At 66.5% G+C, this 17,212-nt stretch carries 13 protein-coding genes and 2 tRNA genes; 7 read left to right on the top strand and 8 right to left on the bottom strand.

What is annotated here, in order from left to right; translation table 11 throughout:
• Positions 1-46: 46 nt before the first annotated feature.
• On the top strand, positions 47-2,113 hold the full coding sequence (locus HUW53_RS04355; protein ID WP_237344519.1) for a hypothetical protein: 2,067 nt from the start codon (positions 47-49) through the stop codon (positions 2,111-2,113).
• 152 nt (positions 2,114-2,265) lie between these two features.
• Here HUW53_RS04355 and HUW53_RS04350 read toward each other — a convergent pair whose 3' ends face one another.
• A complete protein-coding gene (locus tag HUW53_RS04350; protein ID WP_237344518.1) occupies positions 2,266-2,610 on the bottom strand; it encodes a carboxymuconolactone decarboxylase family protein in 345 nt (114 codons plus the stop codon).
• An 84-nt stretch (positions 2,611-2,694) separates the two neighbouring features.
• On the opposite strand from HUW53_RS04350, the gene HUW53_RS04345 reads away from it, so the two are divergent.
• On the top strand, positions 2,695-3,078 hold the full coding sequence (locus HUW53_RS04345; RefSeq protein ID WP_237344517.1) for an ArsR/SmtB family transcription factor: 384 nt from the start codon (positions 2,695-2,697) through the stop codon (positions 3,076-3,078).
• A 10-nt stretch (positions 3,079-3,088) separates the two neighbouring features.
• Here HUW53_RS04345 and HUW53_RS04340 read toward each other — a convergent pair whose 3' ends face one another.
• The 4 genes from HUW53_RS04340 to HUW53_RS04325 form a co-directional block, all read right to left on the bottom strand.
• Positions 3,089-5,032 carry an acyltransferase family protein gene (locus tag HUW53_RS04340; protein ID WP_237344516.1) on the bottom strand — a complete coding sequence of 648 codons (1,944 nt, stop codon included), beginning with the start codon at positions 5,030-5,032 and terminating at the stop codon, positions 3,089-3,091.
• Positions 5,033-5,182: 150 nt separating this feature from the next.
• The gene (locus HUW53_RS04335; RefSeq protein ID WP_237344515.1) at positions 5,183-6,001 is read right to left on the bottom strand and encodes an ABC transporter permease; all 819 of its coding nucleotides are present in this window, start codon (positions 5,999-6,001) and stop codon (positions 5,183-5,185) included.
• 48 nt (positions 6,002-6,049) lie between these two features.
• Positions 6,050-6,967: an ABC transporter permease subunit gene (locus HUW53_RS04330; protein ID WP_237344514.1), complete on the bottom strand. Its 918-nt coding sequence runs from the start codon at positions 6,965-6,967 to the stop codon at positions 6,050-6,052.
• An 11-nt stretch (positions 6,968-6,978) separates the two neighbouring features.
• Positions 6,979-8,145 carry an ABC transporter ATP-binding protein gene (locus tag HUW53_RS04325; RefSeq protein WP_237344513.1) on the bottom strand — a complete coding sequence of 389 codons (1,167 nt, stop codon included), beginning with the start codon at positions 8,143-8,145 and terminating at the stop codon, positions 6,979-6,981.
• 347 nt (positions 8,146-8,492) lie between these two features.
• On the opposite strand from HUW53_RS04325, the gene HUW53_RS04320 reads away from it, so the two are divergent.
• Positions 8,493-8,567, top strand: a tRNA-Thr gene (locus tag HUW53_RS04320).
• Positions 8,568-9,248: 681 nt separating this feature from the next.
• Positions 9,249-10,163, top strand: coding sequence for a hypothetical protein (locus tag HUW53_RS04315; protein WP_237344512.1), 915 nt, complete (start codon positions 9,249-9,251; stop codon positions 10,161-10,163).
• 450 nt (positions 10,164-10,613) lie between these two features.
• Here the strand turns inward: HUW53_RS04315 and HUW53_RS04310 are convergent, their stop codons facing one another.
• The 3 genes from HUW53_RS04310 to HUW53_RS04300 all read right to left on the bottom strand — a co-directional run bounded on the left by HUW53_RS04310 (position 10,614) and on the right by HUW53_RS04300 (position 13,839).
• A complete protein-coding gene (locus HUW53_RS04310) occupies positions 10,614-11,279 on the bottom strand; it encodes a hypothetical protein (protein ID WP_237344511.1) in 666 nt (221 codons plus the stop codon).
• Positions 11,280-12,086: 807 nt separating this feature from the next.
• Entirely contained in the window at positions 12,087-13,346 is a 1,260-nt protein-coding gene (locus HUW53_RS04305) for a lytic murein transglycosylase (protein ID WP_237344510.1), read from the bottom strand.
• A gap of 406 nt (positions 13,347-13,752) precedes the next feature.
• Positions 13,753-13,839, bottom strand: a tRNA-Leu gene (locus HUW53_RS04300).
• 360 nt (positions 13,840-14,199) lie between these two features.
• On the opposite strand from HUW53_RS04300, the gene HUW53_RS04295 reads away from it, so the two are divergent.
• The 3 genes from HUW53_RS04295 (at position 14,200) to HUW53_RS04285 (ending at position 17,127) form a co-directional block, all read left to right on the top strand.
• Positions 14,200-14,865, top strand: a complete 666-nt coding sequence (locus tag HUW53_RS04295) for a VIT1/CCC1 transporter family protein (protein WP_237344579.1) — start codon at positions 14,200-14,202, stop codon at positions 14,863-14,865.
• Between the two features lie 208 nt (positions 14,866-15,073).
• Positions 15,074-15,751 carry a response regulator gene (locus HUW53_RS04290; RefSeq protein WP_237344509.1) on the top strand — a complete coding sequence of 226 codons (678 nt, stop codon included), beginning with the start codon at positions 15,074-15,076 and terminating at the stop codon, positions 15,749-15,751.
• Positions 15,748-17,127, top strand: coding sequence for a sensor histidine kinase (locus HUW53_RS04285; protein ID WP_237344508.1), 1,380 nt, complete (start codon positions 15,748-15,750; stop codon positions 17,125-17,127). The genes HUW53_RS04290 and HUW53_RS04285 overlap by 4 nt, the downstream gene beginning before the upstream one ends.
• Positions 17,128-17,212: the final 85 nt, after the last annotated feature.

The raw sequence follows: 17,212 nt of genomic DNA, 5'->3' as shown, positions 1-17,212 counted from the left end.
TTGCGCCCCATGGGCCTGACCCGCGCCACGACCGCCAGGGGCTGACGTGACCTACGGCCTTGCCTTCGCCCCCTTCGTTTCCTGGCCGGTGCTGATCGCATTGGCCGTCGCTGCGGCGATGCTGGCGCTCGCGCTGCTGGCCGCCCGCACCCGCGGCGCGGTGTTCCGCACCCTGGCGCTGCTGGTGGGCCTCGCCGCCTTGGCCAACCCCTCCCTCACCCGCGAGGAGCGCGAGCCCCTGCCCTCGGTGGTGGCCGTGGTGGTGGACAAGAGCGCCAGCCAGTCCTTCGACGATCGCGCCGCGCAGACGGAAGCCGCGCGCGCCGCCCTTTCGGCCCAGCTCGGCACGCTGGCGGGGGTGGAGGTACGCACCATCACCGCCGATTCCAGCACCGGCGAAACCGACGGCACGCGCCTGTTCTCGGCCCTGTCGGCGGGCTTGGCCGACGTGCCGCCGGAGCGGGTGGCGGGCGCCATTCTCATCACCGACGGGCGCGTGCACGACGTGCCCCAGACCCCGGCGGCCCTCGGCTTCGCGGCGCCGGTGCATGCGCTGATCTCCGGTCACGACGGCGAGCGCGACCGTCGCATCGCCCTGGAGAAAACGCCGCGCTTCGGCATCGTCGGGCAGAAGCAATCGGTCACCTTCCGCGTCAGCGACGAGGGGGTGCCGGCGGGCGCGCGGGTGGCGGTGACCATCCGCCGGGACGGGGAGGAGATCGCCCGCCCCATCGTCACCGCCGGGCAGAGCGAGACCATCGACGTGGACATCACCCACGCCGGGCCCAACATCGTCGAGTTCGAGGTGCCGCCGCTGGAGAACGAGCTGACCACGGTGAACAACCGCACCGCCGTGGCCATCGACGGCATCCGCGACAAATTGAAGGTGCTGCTGGTCTCCGGAGAGCCCAACGCCGGCGAACGCACATGGCGCAACCTGTTGAAGAGCGACGCCAATGTGGACTTGGTCCACTTCACCATCCTGCGTCCGCCGGAGAAGCAGGACGGCACGCCCATCAACGAGCTTTCGCTCATCGCCTTCCCGACCCGCGAGCTGTTCCAGACCAAGATCAAGGATTTCGATCTCATCATCTTCGACCGCTACGCCCAGCAGGGCGTGTTGCCGCAAGTCTACCTCGACAACATCGTGCGCTATGTGCGCGGTGGCGGCGCGGTGCTGGTGGCATCCGGCCTCGATTATGTGGAACCGGGCTCGCTCTACAACACGCCCCTCGACGAGATCCTCCCCGCCATGCCCACCGGCGACGTGACCGAGGCGCCGTTCCACGCCCGCCTCACCGACCCCGGCAAGCGCCATCCCGTCACCCGCAACCTGCCGGGTTCGCAGAGCGAGCCCCCCCACTGGAGCCGCTTCTTCCGCGTCATCGACACCATGGCCCGCTCCGGCACCGAGCTGATGGCGGCGCCCGGCGACAAGCCCATTCTGCTGGTGGACAAGGTGGGCGAAGGCCGGGTGGCTCAGCTTCTGTCGGATCACATCTGGCTGTGGGCGCGCGGCTATGAGGGCGGCGGCCCCCATATCGATCTGCTCCGGCGCCTCTCCCATTGGCTCATGAAGGAGCCCGACCTCGAAGAGGAGCGCCTGAAGCTGAGCGTCGCCGGCCGCGAACTGACGGTGGAGCGCCAGACCATGGGCAACACCGTGCCCCCGGCCGTGGTCACCACCCCGTCCGGCGCCACCCGCACCCTGACCCTCAAGGAGGCCGAACCCGGCCTGTGGCGCGCCACCACCCCGGCCGACCAGCTCGGCCTGTGGCGGGCCACCAACGGCACGCTCACCGCCCTCGCCAACATCGGCCCCCTGAACCCCAAGGAATTCGCGGAAGTGACCAGCACCCGCGACGTGGTCGGCCCCCTGGTGGCAGCCACCGGCGGGCGGGTCTGGCGCCTCGCGGACCTGAACGGCGGCGTGCCGCGGGTGGTTCAGGTCTCCTCCGGCGATCGGCTGGCGGGCGACGACTGGCTGGGCGTGAAAACCCGCGACGTGTCCGTGGTTCGCGGGATCGGCCTGTTCCCGGTCTTCGCCGGCCTCACCGGGCTGCTGCTCCTGCTCGGCGCGCTCACCGCCGCCTGGGTGCGGGAAGGGCGCTGAACCTTCGCCCCTGCAACCCGGCGCACGGCAAACCGGCAAACCGGCAAACACAGCGAACCGACAAAAAAGCCGCCTGCATCTCGTGGCGACACGGATGCAGGCGGCGATTTCTCAAATCCACCGGTGATGGACGACGCGGGTCGCGCCCGGCGTCAGGCCGCGCTGAACTGGTCGAAGGCGCGCAGCGCGTCGGCGGCGTACATCAGGGCCGGCCCGCCGCCCATGTAGACGCACATGGCCAGCATCTCCGACACTTCCGTGCGGGTCGCGCCGAGATCCTTCAGGGCCTTGGTGTGGAAGCCGATGCAGCCGTCGCAGCGCTGGGTGACGCCGATGGCCAGGGCAATGAGTTCCTTCGTCTTCTTGTCGAGCACCCCGTCCGCGCTCGCGGCCTTGGCGAGGCTATAAAAGCCGGCCATGGCATCCGGAGTTTCCTTCCGCATCTCGGCGGTATAACGCGAGATGTCGGCGATCAGCTCTTTGTAGTCCTTGCTCATTGACGACCCCTAACATATGACGAGTTTCTCATATCAAGAGTCCATGATATGTCAATCGCAGCCGATGCGAGGACGGGAAGCGCCATGCCGGAGAGCGAAGGGACGGAGAGCGAAGGGAGGGACACGGGCAGCACGGAGAGCGAGCGCCTGGACGCCGCCCGCGCCCTCGCGGAGGACCGATCCGAGGCGGCCGCTCAATTTCTCAGCGGCTTGGCCAATCCCCGCCGCCTGCGCATCCTCTGTCAATTGACCAGCGGCGAGAAAAGCGTCTCCGAGCTTTCGGAGGCTACCGGCATTTCGCAGACATCCATGTCCCAGCATCTGGCGAAGCTGAAGAACGAGGGCATCGTCTCCTTCCGCCGCGAGCACCGGCATCTTTATTATTTCATCTCAAATCCGGTCGTGACCGAGGTCATGGCCGCCATCTACACCAACTTCTGCGCCCTGGACGCCGCCCCGCCCCGCTGAAGGCCGCGTCTCACCGCGCTGGCGGCAGCGCCGGCAGCAGGCTCCCGATGGCGGCGGCGAGATCGCCGCGCAACGCCATCGAGCCGGCCACGTTGAGATGCCCGCCATCGGTCATGGCCACCTGGCCGCCGATCAGCGGCCGGCAGGTGGTCGCGTCGCACACATGGGGGCGGAGCAGCACCGCCCGGACCAGCGGATCGGTCGCGGCAAGCGCGGCCAAAGCGGTCTCGACCCTGCTGGCGCGTGCCGCCGCTTCGCTCGCGGGCATGGCGCAGCCGGCCTCGTCGAGCCCCATGAAGCGGCGCCGGGCGATGCATCGCCCGCCGCCGCTGGCAAAGGCCACCGTCGGCGCCATGAGGATCACGCCACGGCCCGAGGCGGTGATCTTCCGTACCGCCTCCCCGAGGGAGGCCAGCGCCGCGTCGAGGGTGCCGCCCGCGTCCCAATTGCCCCCCACCACCACGATACGGATGGCGGGATCAGCGAGGATCGCCTGCAGCGCGGCCGCCCGAAACCCATCGCACACCCGCGCCTCGGTCGTGCGCGGCGCACGCCCCTCCCCCACCGGCAGGCGTGGCGAACACCCCGCCTTCGTCAGTTGCACCAGCGCGAAGCCCATCCGCCGAGCGAGGTCATCCAGCGCCGGAGCATGATGATTGGCGAGGGAATCCCCCCACAGCGCGATCGCCGGCACCGCCGTGTCGCGACGTCCGAAACGGCAGCCGGCGAGGGGCAGCGACTGGTTGGGTCCCAGCAGGCATAAGCCGGTGCCCGCCCAGGCATCCGCCGCGGCCTGCTCGGCCGCCAGGGCTGCGGCCGAGGCCCGCCCCGGCAGACCGTGGGAGAGGGCGAAGCCGAAGCCGATGGCCACCAGCACCGCAAGCCCACCGACGCCGATCGCGATGCTTTTCAGCTCATCCCGGAGGGTGGTGAAGCCGGCCCGGCGGAAGGGCGCCTCCACGAACCGCCATGACACGGCGGCCATGGCCACGGCCGCGGCAACGGCCCCCGCCACCTCAGCAGCGGAGAGATGGGGCCCGGCCACCAGCCGCAGGAACACCAGGATCGGCCAGTGCCAAAGATAGAGCGAATAGGAGATCAGCCCCACGAACACCAGCGGCGGCAACGACAGCAGCCGCCCGGCCCAGGTGACGTGTCCGCCCTCCCCCGCCCACAGGATGAACAGCGCCCCGAGGGTGGGCACCAGCGCCAGCGCGCCAGGGAACACGCTATGCTTGTCGAACACGGCGACGGCGGCGGCGATCATCGCCACGCCTGCCGCCGCCAAGGCCTCCCCGATCCAAGGGTGCATCAGGCGCGGCAGGAGGCCGAGCGCCAGCGTCGCGCCCAGGGCAAGCTCCCAGACCCGCCCGGTGAAATTGAAGAAGGCGGGGGCCGGACGCAGCACCGCATTGCGGGTGGCGACGAACAGGGACGCGGCAATGAGGGCGCCCACCACATAGGGCCGCAGCGCCTTGAGTCGCGGATGCGCCAGCCCGACCAGGAGCAGCGGCCAGAACAGGTAGAACTGCTCCTCGATGGCCAACGACCAAGTGTGCAGCAAGGGCTGCTCCTCCGCCGCCGGACCGAAATAGGAGGTCACCGACAGGAAGTAGCGGTTGGCCAGGAAGGTGGAGGCCGCCTTGAGCTGGTCGCCATAGCCGACCAGCATGGCCGGCGGCAGCAGCACCAGGGCCGCGAGCGTCGTGACCAGCGCCATGAACCCATAGGCCGGCAGGATGCGCCGCACCCGCCGATCATAGAAACGCGCGAGGCTGAAGCCGCCCCGGTCGAGATCGGCCGCGATGATGGAGGTGATGAGATAGCCGGAGATGACGAAAAAGACGTCCACCCCCACATAGCCGCCCGGCGCCAGCCGCGGATCCGCATGGAACAGGACAACGGGAATGACGGCCAGCGCCCGCAGGCCGCTGATGTCCGCACGATAACGCATAAGGGAAGTCCAGGTCCGCCGCCGCCCCGGCCTGACCGCGCAGACCGCCGCGCGCCCTCGGCCGGGCGCGCGGAAGAGGCCAGCTTATGGCAAAGACCACCCCGCGCAATCAAGCCGGCTGGAGTCCGCCGGCATTGGGCCATGATGCCCCTAGCCCTGAAGCGCCGCGCGCTCCTCGGCCTGGCGCAGGCTCTCGGCCCGTTTGGTGACGATGGAAGCGATGATGACCACCACCGTGACGATGGCGATGAGGATGGTGCAGACCGCGTTGATCTCGGGGGTCACGCCCAGGCGCACCTGGGAATAGATGCGCATGGGCAGGGTGGTCGCGCCCGGGCCGGTGGTGAAGCTCGCGATCACCAGATCATCCAGGGACAAGGTGAAGGCCAGCATGAAGCCCGACACCACCGCCGGCAGGATGAGCGGCAGGGTGATGGAGAAGAAGGTCCGGAACGGCGGACAGCCGAGATCGAGCGCTGCCTCTTCCAGGGTGCGATCGAAAGTGACGAGGCGCGACTGAACCACCACCGCCACAAAGCACATGGTGAAGGTGATGTGAGCGAGCAGCACCGTCCAGAAGCCGCGATCGAAGTTCACCGCCACGAACAGCAGCAGCAACGACAGGCCGGTGATGACCTCTGGCATGACCAGCGGCGCATAGATCATGCCAGAGAACAGGGTCCGCCCGCGAAACCGCCCGTAACGGGTCAGCACCAGCGCCGCCATGGTGCCGAGCACCGTGGACACCAGCGACGAGAAGAAGGCGATGCGCAGCGTCACCCAGGCCGCGTCGATGAGCTGCTCATTCTCCAGCAGCGCCCAATACCATTGGGTCGAGAAGCCCGCCCACACGGTCACCAGACGCGACGCGTTGAAGGAGTAGACCACCAGCAACAGGATGGGGATGTAGAGAAACGCGAAGCCCAAAACGATGGCCGTCACGTTGAACCAGGTGAGGCCTCTTCTCATTTCATCGCCTCCGGCTCTTGTTTCATGTCACCGCCCCCGGCTTTTGCTTCATTTCCCGGCCTCCAGCTCGCGTTGCTGGATGTTCTGGTAGATCACGATGGGGATCACCAGCACCAGCAACAGCAGCACCGCCACCGCCGAGGACACGGTCCAGGACCGGTTCACGGTGAACTCGGTCCACAGCGACTTGCCGATCATGAGCGTGTTGGAGCCGCCGAGCAGGTCGGGGATCACGAACTCGCCCACCGCCGGGATGAAGCACAACAGCGCGCCCGCCGCCACGCCCGGCAGCGAGAGCGGGAAAGTGATGGTCCAGAACGCCTTTGTGGGCGGGCACCCGAGGTCGGCCGCGGCCTCGAGCAGGGTCTCGTCCAGCTTCTCGAGTGCCGAATAAAGCGGCAGCACCATGAACGGCAGGTAGGAATAGACGATGCCGATATAGACCGCGATGTCGGTGTTGAGAATTTCCAGCGGCTCGTCGATGACGCCCAGCGCCATCAGTCCCTGATTGAGCAGGCCCTCCGGCGAGAGGATGCCGATCCAGGCATAGACGCGGATCAGGAACGAGGTCCAGAACGGCAGGATCACCAGCATCAGCAAGGTAGGCTGGATGGAGCGCGGCGCCCGCGCCATGGCATAGGCGATGGGATAGCCCACCAGCAGCAGCAACAGCGTGGAGATAGAGGCGATGACCAGCGACGAGCCATAAGCCTCGATGAACTCGTTCGAAAAATCAAGCACATAAAGGTAGTTGTCGAAGGAGAGACCGGACAGGAAATCGACAAATCCCGCCCACCCTTGAGAGAAGTCGAGCAGCGGCGTGTAGGGCGGCTGCGCCACCGCATCTTGCGACAGCGAGATCTTGAACACGATGAGGAACGGCGCCAGGAACAGCGCCAGCAGCCACAGATAGGGCACCGCGATCACGAACAGCCGCCCGCGCCCCTTTTCTCCTGCCATCGGCATGCGCGCCTCCTTCAGCGGGTGAGCACGACGCCGGCGTGGGGCGCGAACGTGACCCACACCTTGTCATCCCAGGTGATGGGCCGCTGCACCACGCGCGACAGATTGGGCTGGGACACCTTGATCCGCTGCCCGCAGGCAAGCTCCACATGGTAGATGGAGAGATCGCCGAGATAGCCGATGTCCCAGATCTCGCCCTCGAAGCAGTTCACCGAGGTGTCGGCGGGCGGATCAAGGGAGATGCGCAGCTTCTCCGGCCGGATGGCGATGCATGCCTCGTCGCCGGGCTTGGCGTCGAGCCCCTGCGTCACATGCAGCGGATGAGGCGTGATGGGCGAGGTCAGTCGCGTCTCCTCGCTGCTGGCGGAGATGACCTTGCCCTCCACCAGATTCACCTCGCCGATGAAGTCGGCCACATAGCGGGTGGCCGGCTGCTCGTAGATTTCGGAGGGCGGCGCCACCTGCATCAGCACGCCGTGGTTCATGACCGCGATGCGGTCGGCCACCGTCATGGCTTCTTCCTGGTCGTGGGTAACGATGAGGAAGGTCATGCCCAGATCCATCTGCAGGTCCATCAGCTCGAACTGAGTCTCCTCCCGCAGCTTCTTGTCGAGGGCGCCGAGCGGCTCATCGAGCAGCAGCACCTTGGGACGCTTGGCGAGGGAGCGGGCCAGCGCCACCCGCTGGCGCTGGCCGCCGGAGAGCTGGTGCGGCTTCCGCTTGGCGAACGTCTCAAGCTTGGTGAGCTTGAGCATCTCCTCGACCCGAGCGGCGATGTCGGCCTTCGGCATCTTGTCCTGCTTCAGGCCAAAGGCGATGTTGTCCATCACGTTCATGTGCGGAAACAGCGCATAGGACTGGAACATCATGTTCACCGGCCGCCGGTAGGGCGGCACTTCGGAGATATCCGCGCCGGCAAGGGTGAGGCGGCCTTGCGTGGGCTGCTCGAAACCGGCCAGCATGCGCATGAGGGTGGTCTTGCCGCATCCCGAAGGGCCGAGCAGCGCGAAGAACTCCCGCTCGTAGATATCGAGGCTCACATTGTCGACGGCGGTGAAATCGCCGAATCGCTTCACCACGTTTTCGAAGCGGATGAGCGGCTTCTTGTCAGGGTCCGTCCAGGGCGCAAACGTCCGCCGCACGGCACCGATGGTCTGATTGCGCGGCTTTTCCGCAGCCATTCTGTCCCCCGCACTGGCCTTCCTTTTTGAAGGCTACAGAGGGAACGAGAAACGCTCAAGACGCGTGCACGCGCAAAAAAACAGCTCATGCAGCGCAACAGACGGGCACGGCCCTGTTTCCCGCCCCTCGCCCGTCCAAAGTCTCGCGCCGCGAGACCACAAGCCCCCCGGCGGCGGGTCGCCCCGCCTGTTCATAACTCCATTTTATGGGGTGGCGGACAAAAAGGTCGCGCAAATGCCCTTGCATGACCCGAATCCATGTGGCAGATGAAGCGCCCTGACAGCGAACAAATTCGCTGCGGTTCGAAAGCCGAAACAATTCTTCTCGTTTCGTCTTTGAATGTGTTGCTGCGGTAGCTCAGTGGTAGAGCACTCCCTTGGTAAGGGAGAGGTCGAGAGTTCAATCCTCTCTCGCAGCACCAGCCTAAGGCGTTGAGCAGCCTCAAATCGTTGCGATGAAAAGACTTTGGGTCGCTCCACGGGTACACAGGAGCGGTACACAATGGTCCTTTGCATGCCCTGTCCCGTGCTCCGCCCTGAGTCCAGCCTTCCACATCTTCCGCGCCCGCGTTCCCGCCGATGTCGCCCAAGCGGCGCGAGGTCGCACCCTGGCGCTCCCCTTCCCCGCCGAAGGGGAGGAAGCCGAATATAGGGAAGGCCGGATCACCACGGCGCCTCGCCTGGCCGCCGACGAAGTGGAGCGGCACGAGGCCGCCGTCGCCCCCTGGCAACCGGAAATCTCACCCGTTCCATCAACGCCCTGCCCCGTGACACCGCGAACCGGTTGGGGCCATGGAGGCCCGCTTTGGCTGGCTTGCGGATTGGGTTCCGGCCACCCACGGCGTGGTCACGGACGGCATAAGCCCGGTTCGGCGGCTTGACGCCGTAGAGCAAGCCGCCACGGATGCCGCATGGCGGCTCAAGCGGGCAGCGAGCGGGGACGATAGCCCTGACCCAACCGCACCGCGCTTCCCTGCATGGACCCCAAGACTGCGCGAAAATCCGGACGGAAGCAGCTTGAATTCGCCCTTGACCCAGGGGACGTTTGCGCTACCGCTGCGTTCGAAAGCTGGCATGTCGCCCCCTCGCCAAAGGACCGCCCCATGAGAGGCTTTTTCCGTCCCCTCGCCTGCGCCCTCCTTCTTGCTTCCGCCTGGCCGGCGGCCGCCGCCGCTGATGCGCTCAGCGATTACGTCGCGGCCCGCGACCAAGCCATTGCCGCCTCCCTCGCCGCCGCCAAGGCGCATAAGAGCGGGGATGATGCGATCATCAAGCGCGAGACGGCGGCCATGAAGGACCTCTCCAAGCGCCTTACCGCAGTGCTGGGCCCGATGACGTTCAAGGCGTTGGGGTCCCCCACCTACACCCTGAACATGTTGACCTATGACGAGATCACTCCGACCCGGCAGCTGGATGGGATCTCATTCGCGAACGCCGATTACACCACCCGCCTCGTCGTGACCCCCGAGCCGGTCTTCAACGCGTGGCTGGCCGCCCGCGCCAAGGACGATGACGCCCCGCCCGCTTTGGGCGCCGGGCCGAAGGCCGCCATGGCGACCAACGCATTCTATAACGACGCCCTCGTTTTCGATGGCGGCTATTTCCAGCCCTATTTGGAGCTGCCCATCACCACCACGCCCGGAGAGAAAGCTTACGCAGTTCTCGGCCTCCAGATTGATGAGGCGCCGGGCAATGCCCTTCCCGATGACATCGCCATTCTTCGCATCGCCAACGGCAAGGCCATGGTGGGGCTCACCTCGGCGAACCTGGACATCAAGCCCATCGCCGCCTGCAATGCCCTATGGAAGCCCCACGAGGACAAGGCCGCGGCCCTGACCAAGGTGGTGGAGAAGGACAACAAGCCGGAAGATCCGCGCTGGAACGACATCCAGAAGATCCTGGACGAGGGATCAACCGCCTTCCGGACCTGCTTCGCCAAGGAGGCGCCCAGCCAGCCCTTCTACGCCGCCGCGGTCGGGCGGGCCGAAGCCTTCCTCAAGGCCATCAGCGGCAACTGACACCATCGCCCGGTCCATGACCGAGGCGATGAACAAGGCCGGGCACCGCGCCGCGTCTTAGGGCGCCGAATACCATCGGCCCCGGTCTTTGACCGGTGCCAAGTGGGTTCGCTCAGGCGCCGCGCGGGCTCGACCAAAGCCCCATGTGTCACGCTCACAGACCCTTGGTATAATAAAACATTTTGTTAATCATGCTTGGTTGAGTCTTGGCCATGCCCAAGCCGCGGCCTGATAGGGTTACAAATGGCTTTGTGAGCTGTTTTAAGCCAAACAGCCTCCGGTGAACCTGGGGCGGTTCCGCCGATAGGACGTCGCCTTCGCAGCGGCTCCGAGCGGAGGCGGCCGGAAGGCATCGGAACGAGAGGCTTTGCCCTCGTCTCGCTGCTGCGCGGGGTTCGCCCCGGCCTCCGGCCCGCGTCGAACAGCGAGAGGCGGTTCTCGCGGGACGGGCTACGGAGCCTTTGACGGCGCCGTGCGGTGAAGCCAGCGCTCAATCCGACCAGATGCCTCCATGACCTTGTCCATGTCGACGTCTTCCGACTCCAGCTCCTGACCGTTGCGGGCCATGCTAAGCTGGATCTTGGGCGTTTTATGCTTGGCGTGAACCCGAACTTCATCCAGGCTACGGCCAGCCGTGATCTCATCCGCCTTGAACCGCTTATATTCGGGCGCGGCCATGATCCGAACCCGCGAGGCCGGGTCGTGCTGGGCGGGATCAGTGATCACCCAGACGGTCCCTCGTTCGGAAGCAACTAATCCTTGCGCCCTGGCTTCCAGGTTACGCAGGTAATTCTGGCACCGCACGCTGTCATAGAGCCGCTTTCGACGCTCCGCCATCCGCCACAGGTAAAGCCCATAAGTTCCGGCAGCAACCTGCATCGTGAGCAGGCTGCCCATCAGCGTATAAAGAAGGAGTTGGCCATTTAAAACCACGGCCACGAGAACGGAGACCGACACGGCTCCGGCCGCCGTGAACGGCAGATGCCGCCAAATCTCATCAAGAAAGTGGTGCAGTGGACCAACCTCCTTGAGGCCGATTTCAGCCATCAAATGCGCATGTGGCCTCGGCGTCATGGCGACGTCCAATTCAACAATCGGTCTTTCAAGGGGCGACATCAATATATCACACGGATGGGTTGCCCTGCAATGCCGATATCGTGCAGCATCTTAGGCTGCTGCGGGAATATTTTCCATATGCTGCGGCGACGTGCAGAGCCCCGAAGGTGCACACACTTTGTCTCGCCATCGCCCATACCGTCCGATCCAGAGTGAGGACTGCCCTGGAAAGGATTCAGGCACAATTAGTTGACATGGCCCCGATCTGGGAAGGGGGCACGCCATTGGCAAACAAGCCTTTGGCCTATCCTGATTTTTCGGTGCCTGAACGATCGCTGCCGCCAAGTTCAACCCGCTCTCGCAGCGCCCGCCGATGGCATGGACGCTCCAGCATAATTGGAAACAAAAGGGCCTCGAGCGGCTCCACTGCTGCAGGGGAGAGCAACACGATGGCCGTCCCGTGCCGCATCCGATGCGCCGCAAGCGCCTCCCTTTCGATCTTCGCGGCAGAGAGACGAAGCCCCCACCAACCCTGAGCGGAGCCATAGGCCATCGCGGGCACTCCATGTCGGCCCGGAAGGCCATGGAATGCCCGACCGACGGGGGCCGCATCCATCTCGATGCGACACCGTCATACGTCGGCATGGTACCGATGACGCACTTCAGCCCGGCAAGACAGTTTATGAGCGACGCAGACTTCCCAATTCAAGGCATCCTGGCGGTGCTGCTACCCTGCGGCGTGTAGCCTTCCCAAGGTCGGCCAGGGCGCGCGATCAAAAGCATCATCCCCACGGCATCGCGGGAAAGACCGGCGGCCCACAAGGCCGCCGCATGGGTCGCCTCCCCAGCTAGCCGGCCTCCTCGGCGCTATCTCGCGGCGCGCATGGATTGCAGCACCGCCTCGCTCGGCCAGCAATCCACCTTCAGACCGGCCGACTTCTGATAGGCGCCAAGGGCCGCGCGGGTCAGCATTCCGGCTTTGCCGTCGATCTTGTCGGTGTAAAGGCCGATGCGCGCCAGATGCTTCTGCATCGCCTCCACCGAGGCCGTGCGCAGCTGTGTCGAGGCCGACCACGGCGTCGCAAAGGGCGCGGGGCTCACCATGCGGTCGGACAGATGGCCGACGAACAGCACATAGAGATCCGAGAAATTATATTGCTTGATGACGAAATAGTTGGCCGTAGTGAGGAATGACGGGCCGTAGATGCCTTCGGGCTGCAGCAGTGATGCCGGCTGCGCCTGCTCGGCTGGCGAAAGCCTCTCCACCGGCGCAAAGCCCGCGCGCAACCATTCCCCCAAGGGGTGGCGGACTTCAGGCACCCCCAGGGTGCAGTCGACATTCTCTGGCGGGCGGACCTCATAAGCCCAGCGCAGGCCGGGCTGCCACCCCTTGTCGGCGAGTTGCTTGGCGGCGGAGGCCAAGGCGTCCGGCACCGAGTGCCAGATATCGACGCGGCCATCGCCGTCGAGATCGACGCCGTGCTGGTAATATTCGGACGGCAGGAATTGGGTGAGGCCGGAGGCGCCGGCCCAGGACGAGCGAAAGTCCCGCCGCGCCACCGCCCCTTCATCGAGGATCTTCAGGGCGAGAATGAATTCATCGCGGTACTGCGCCTTGCGTCGACCCACATAGGCCTGTGTCGCCACCACCCGCAGCGTGTCATACGGGGAGGTGTAGCGACCAAAATCGGTCTCGCGACCCCACAACGCCAGCACCATCGTCGCCGGAACGCCGAACTGGCTTTCAATCCGGTCGAGCGCGGCCCTGTGCTTCTGCATCAGCCGCCGCCCGTCGGCGGCCAGCCGGGCGATGGTGGCTTCCTTCACATAACTGGCCGGAACCTGCACAAACTCGGCCTGCGCCGACGCGCCGGTGGCGGGCCGCCCCGACAGAACAAGGTCCGGCAGCTTGTAATCCGGCTCGAGGCCGCGCGTTTCGCGCTCGAACGTTTCGCGGGAGACCCCGGCCGCCTGCGCCTCCGGCCAGACCGAGGCGACGAATTGAGCAAAGGCGGCATCGGCCGCGCGGGCGGGCGCGGACAACCCCAGCGTCAAAAGCAGCAGGGCGAGGATGAGTGTGCGGCAACCTGATCGCACGGAACCGCTCACACTTCGATGTCGAGACATAGCATGGGCCACGCTAGCACGGAGCCGCGCCGTCGTGAACGCGGCGCATGGCGCGGTGCTCGGGTCCGCCGCGTCCGGCCTGCTCGGCCTTGCTCCCTATTCAAAGGCGCGACGCGCAAGCCGCGGCGAATGCCGAATCAGGCATGTCGCGCCCGTTCGGCGCCCGCCTGCTTGAGAGGGTTTTGCATCCCACGCTCAGTCCCCCAGGGGCCCTGGTCGGCCCCGCGATGGCGCGCCGCGCAAAACGCGCACCCGCCCGCGTTCCACCCGCGCGGAAGACACGGGAAAATGGGAACGGCCCTGGAGGCACTTACCAAACATCTGATTTTCAGAAGAAAACTGGAACACCGAAGGGATCTGGGGCTTCGATCCCCGCCCTGGGACGCAGTCGGCATGCAGGGGAAGATGGTGCGGGCGGTCGGACTCGAACCGACATATCCGTGAGGACGGCGGATTTTGAGTCCGCTGCGTCTACCAGTTCCGCCACGCCCGCACTGCGCTATCGATCAACAGGGGCTTCAGCCCGTTGCCCGGCGGCTCCCTCATTCCAACACCTTGAGCACGCCGTCAAGGTCTCGGGCGCCGCAGGCGGCCGGAATGCACGTCGGCGGTAGCGCGAGGGCGCGTTCAGCGGCGATCTCGCGCCCACAGGCGGGGAACGGAACCGCCTCCGACCCACCCGGCCGCGCACCCATTGGCCGGGGCGGATCACCCGCCAATGTTTCCGGACGGCAGGCAGCCCCCTGCCCGGCGCCGTCGGCGCTTGCCGGGCGGCCGAAGATGATCGAGATGTCGTGTTCGAAGCCACGCCGGCCGCCCGCGACAATCCGCCGAAAGGAACAGCGCCGTGTCGATGCCCTCACGCATTCTTTCCTCGCTCAATGCCTCCATCGGCGACGTGGTGTTCGGCATGGAGGACGGCACCGTCTCCATTTTCGGCCTTGTGTTCGGCGTCGCCATCAGCACCAGCGACCCCCACACCGTGTTGATCGCCGGCGCCACCGGAGCGGCGGCGGCGGCGGTCTCCATGATGGCGGGGAGCTATCTCGACGCGGAATCGGTGCGCGATGCCCGTCAGGCGCGGCAGGCCGGGCCGGTGGATCCGCAAATGGTGCGGATCGAGGCCGAGGCGATCACCGCGGCCCTGGCGCGGGGCGGAATGGCGAGCGAGGATGTGACGCGGGTGGCGGCGACGCTCGCCCGCGCGCCACGCGCCGTGGCAGGGCTGCGCGCGGAACTCGCCGATGCCGACGACGGCGCCACGCCCACCTCCCACGCCTTTTGGATGTTCGTGTCCGATCTGCTTGCCGGATTTACTCCGGTTCTACCGTTCGCCTTCCTACCCATGGAGAGCGCGCGTTTCCTTTCCCTCGCCCTCACCACGGTACTGCTGGTGGCGCTGGGCATCGGCCGCGGGCTGGTGGGAAAACGGTCCGTGGTGCGCGCCACGGCGGAGACCCTCGCCATCGCCGCGTCCGCGGCGCTGGCCGGCATCGTGATGGGGCACCTGCTGTCATGACGCGAGATCATGCGCCCGTGCCCGCCGACGCAACCCGGGCCGGCACCAAGCGGGTTTACTCACACCCCGCACGTGCTGGAGCCAGGACCTGCACGTCAAGACCAAGCGATTTTGGCGTGATGCCAAATCTTTAAATCGCTTTCTCCTGACGAAGTGGGTTTCCGCCACATTCTTATTTTTGAAGTGGCCCGCCATGTGAGTGTCAGTGATGCGGCTTCTTCTGGTCGAGGACAATGGGCCTTTGCGTCTTCTCGTCGCCGGTGCGCTGCGGGGCGCGGGTTTTACCGTGGATGCCGTAAACACTGTTTCCGATGGGGAAGAAGCCATGGCTGTCACGCGCTACGACGGGGTGGTGCTCGACCTCGGCCTTCCCGATCGCGATGGCATGGAACTGCTGGAGACAACCCGGCGGCGGGGACTGTCCACGCCCATCCTGCTTCTGACCGCGCGGGATGACGCGCCCTCGGTGGTGGCCGGGCTGAACGGCGGCGCGGACGACTATCTGCGCAAGCCGTTCGACATGGATGAACTGATCGCGCGCATCCGTGCCCTGCTGCGGCGCCCCACGGCCTCGGTCAGCCCGGTGCTTCAGGAAGGCAATGTGGAACTTGATGCCGCCGCGCGGCGGGTGCGCATCGCCGGCCACGCCCTTGATCTCAGCCGCAGGGAAACCGCCGCCCTGGAACTGCTGATGCGGCGGCCGGGCACCGTGATCTCCAAGCCGGTGCTTGAAGATACGCTCTATGGCTTCGGAGAGGAGGTCAGCTCCAACGCCGTCGAGGTCCTGATCCACCGCCTGCGCCGGAAGCTCGCGAGCATCGGCGCCGATATCGAGATCCACACGCTGCGCGGCATCGGCTACCTGCTCGCCGGACGGCGGACATGAGGCGGCTCATCCGCGGCCTGTTCGGGCGCCTGATGCTGGGCATGATTGCGGTGAGCGTGCTTGCCGTCTGCGTCACGGCGGTTTTCCTCTACATCCGCTTCGATGCCATCAACACGCGCTTCCGGGAAGGCACGCTGCACAGCTTCGCGGTGAGCATCGCCAAGGATGTGCATGGGGTCGGCCGCAAGGTCTTCGCCACCATCCGTCCCTCCACCATGGCGCGCATGGAGAAGGAGGGCGGCCGTTTCATCGTGCTCGGACCCTCGGGCGCGCGCCTCGCCAGCTCGGCCGGCGCGACCGACGCTTTCGTGCCGGTGGAGGATGTGCCGGAACGCTATTTCGAGCTGCCCAAGGGCACCGGACCCGACACCCTCTACGGCCTCTCCCTACGGCTGCCGGAGGCCTCCCCGCCGGCCTATGTGCAGGTGGCGTTCCCGAGCAGCGACGTGGTCTTCGATTCGGTGCTGGAGGAGTTCCTGCAGGATATCGCCTGGCTGTGGATCCCCTTCATGCTGCTGATGCTGGCGACGAACCTCCTGGTCGCCCGCATCGCGCTGCGACCCCTCGCGCAGACGGTGGAGGAGGCCGGGGCCATCCAGCCCGGCGGCGTCTCGGTCAGCCTCAGCGAAAAGGGTCTACCCGACGACGTGCTGGCGTTGGTGCGGGCGGTGAATCAGGCGCTTAAGCGGCTGCGGGAGGGCTATCGCGCCCAAGAGGAGTTCTCCGGCGACATGGCCCACGAGCTGCGCACGCCGCTGGCGGTCATGAAGGCGCAGCTCGCCGTCATCGACGCCCCCTATGGGCGGGTGTTGGAGCGCGAGCTGTCGGGCATGGAACGGCTGGTGGAGCAGCTCCTGGACCGCGTGCGGCTCGGCCGCTTCCGCATCGAGCCGGGGGACGTGGTGGACCTGCGCGAGGTGACGCGGGAGGCGGCCGCCTTCCTCGCGCCGCGGGTCGTCGCCCGCGGCCGCGCTATCGAAGTCGAGGCGGGGCCGACCCCGGTCCTGGTGGCAGGGGGACGCGACGACCTGTTTCGCGCGGTGCGCAATCTGGTGGAAAATGCCCTTGAGCACGCGCCCGCCGGCAGCCTGATCTCCCTCGCGGTCACCGACCGCCCCGCCATCCGCGTGGTCGATGGCGGAGCGGGGTTCCCGTCGGTGTTGCTGGATGCGGAGCGGCGGCAACGCGGGCTGGTGCGCAGCGACCGGCGGGAGGGGGTGGGGCTCGGCCTCGCCATTGTGGAACGCACCATGCAGGTGCACGGCGGTCGATTGGATCTGACCAATCCGGAGGCGGGCGGTGCCTGCGCCGAGATGGTCTTCCCACGCCCGGCCTCGCCCTCCCTCCCGTCACGGCCGGCGGCCGGCGCGGCCTGACGGACGCGCGCTCAGCCCGCCCGGCGGTGAGAGCATTTTCAAGCGAAGCGGATTCCGGTGCGCATGGAGAAAATGCGCAAATACA

Origin of the sequence: Xanthobacter agilis (assembly GCF_021730435.1) — a bacterium.
Taxonomy (GTDB): Bacteria; Pseudomonadota; Alphaproteobacteria; order Rhizobiales; family Xanthobacteraceae; genus Xanthobacter; species Xanthobacter agilis.
Note: the sequence above shows the minus strand (reverse complement) of the source record. Positions and strands in the feature narration are given on the sequence as shown.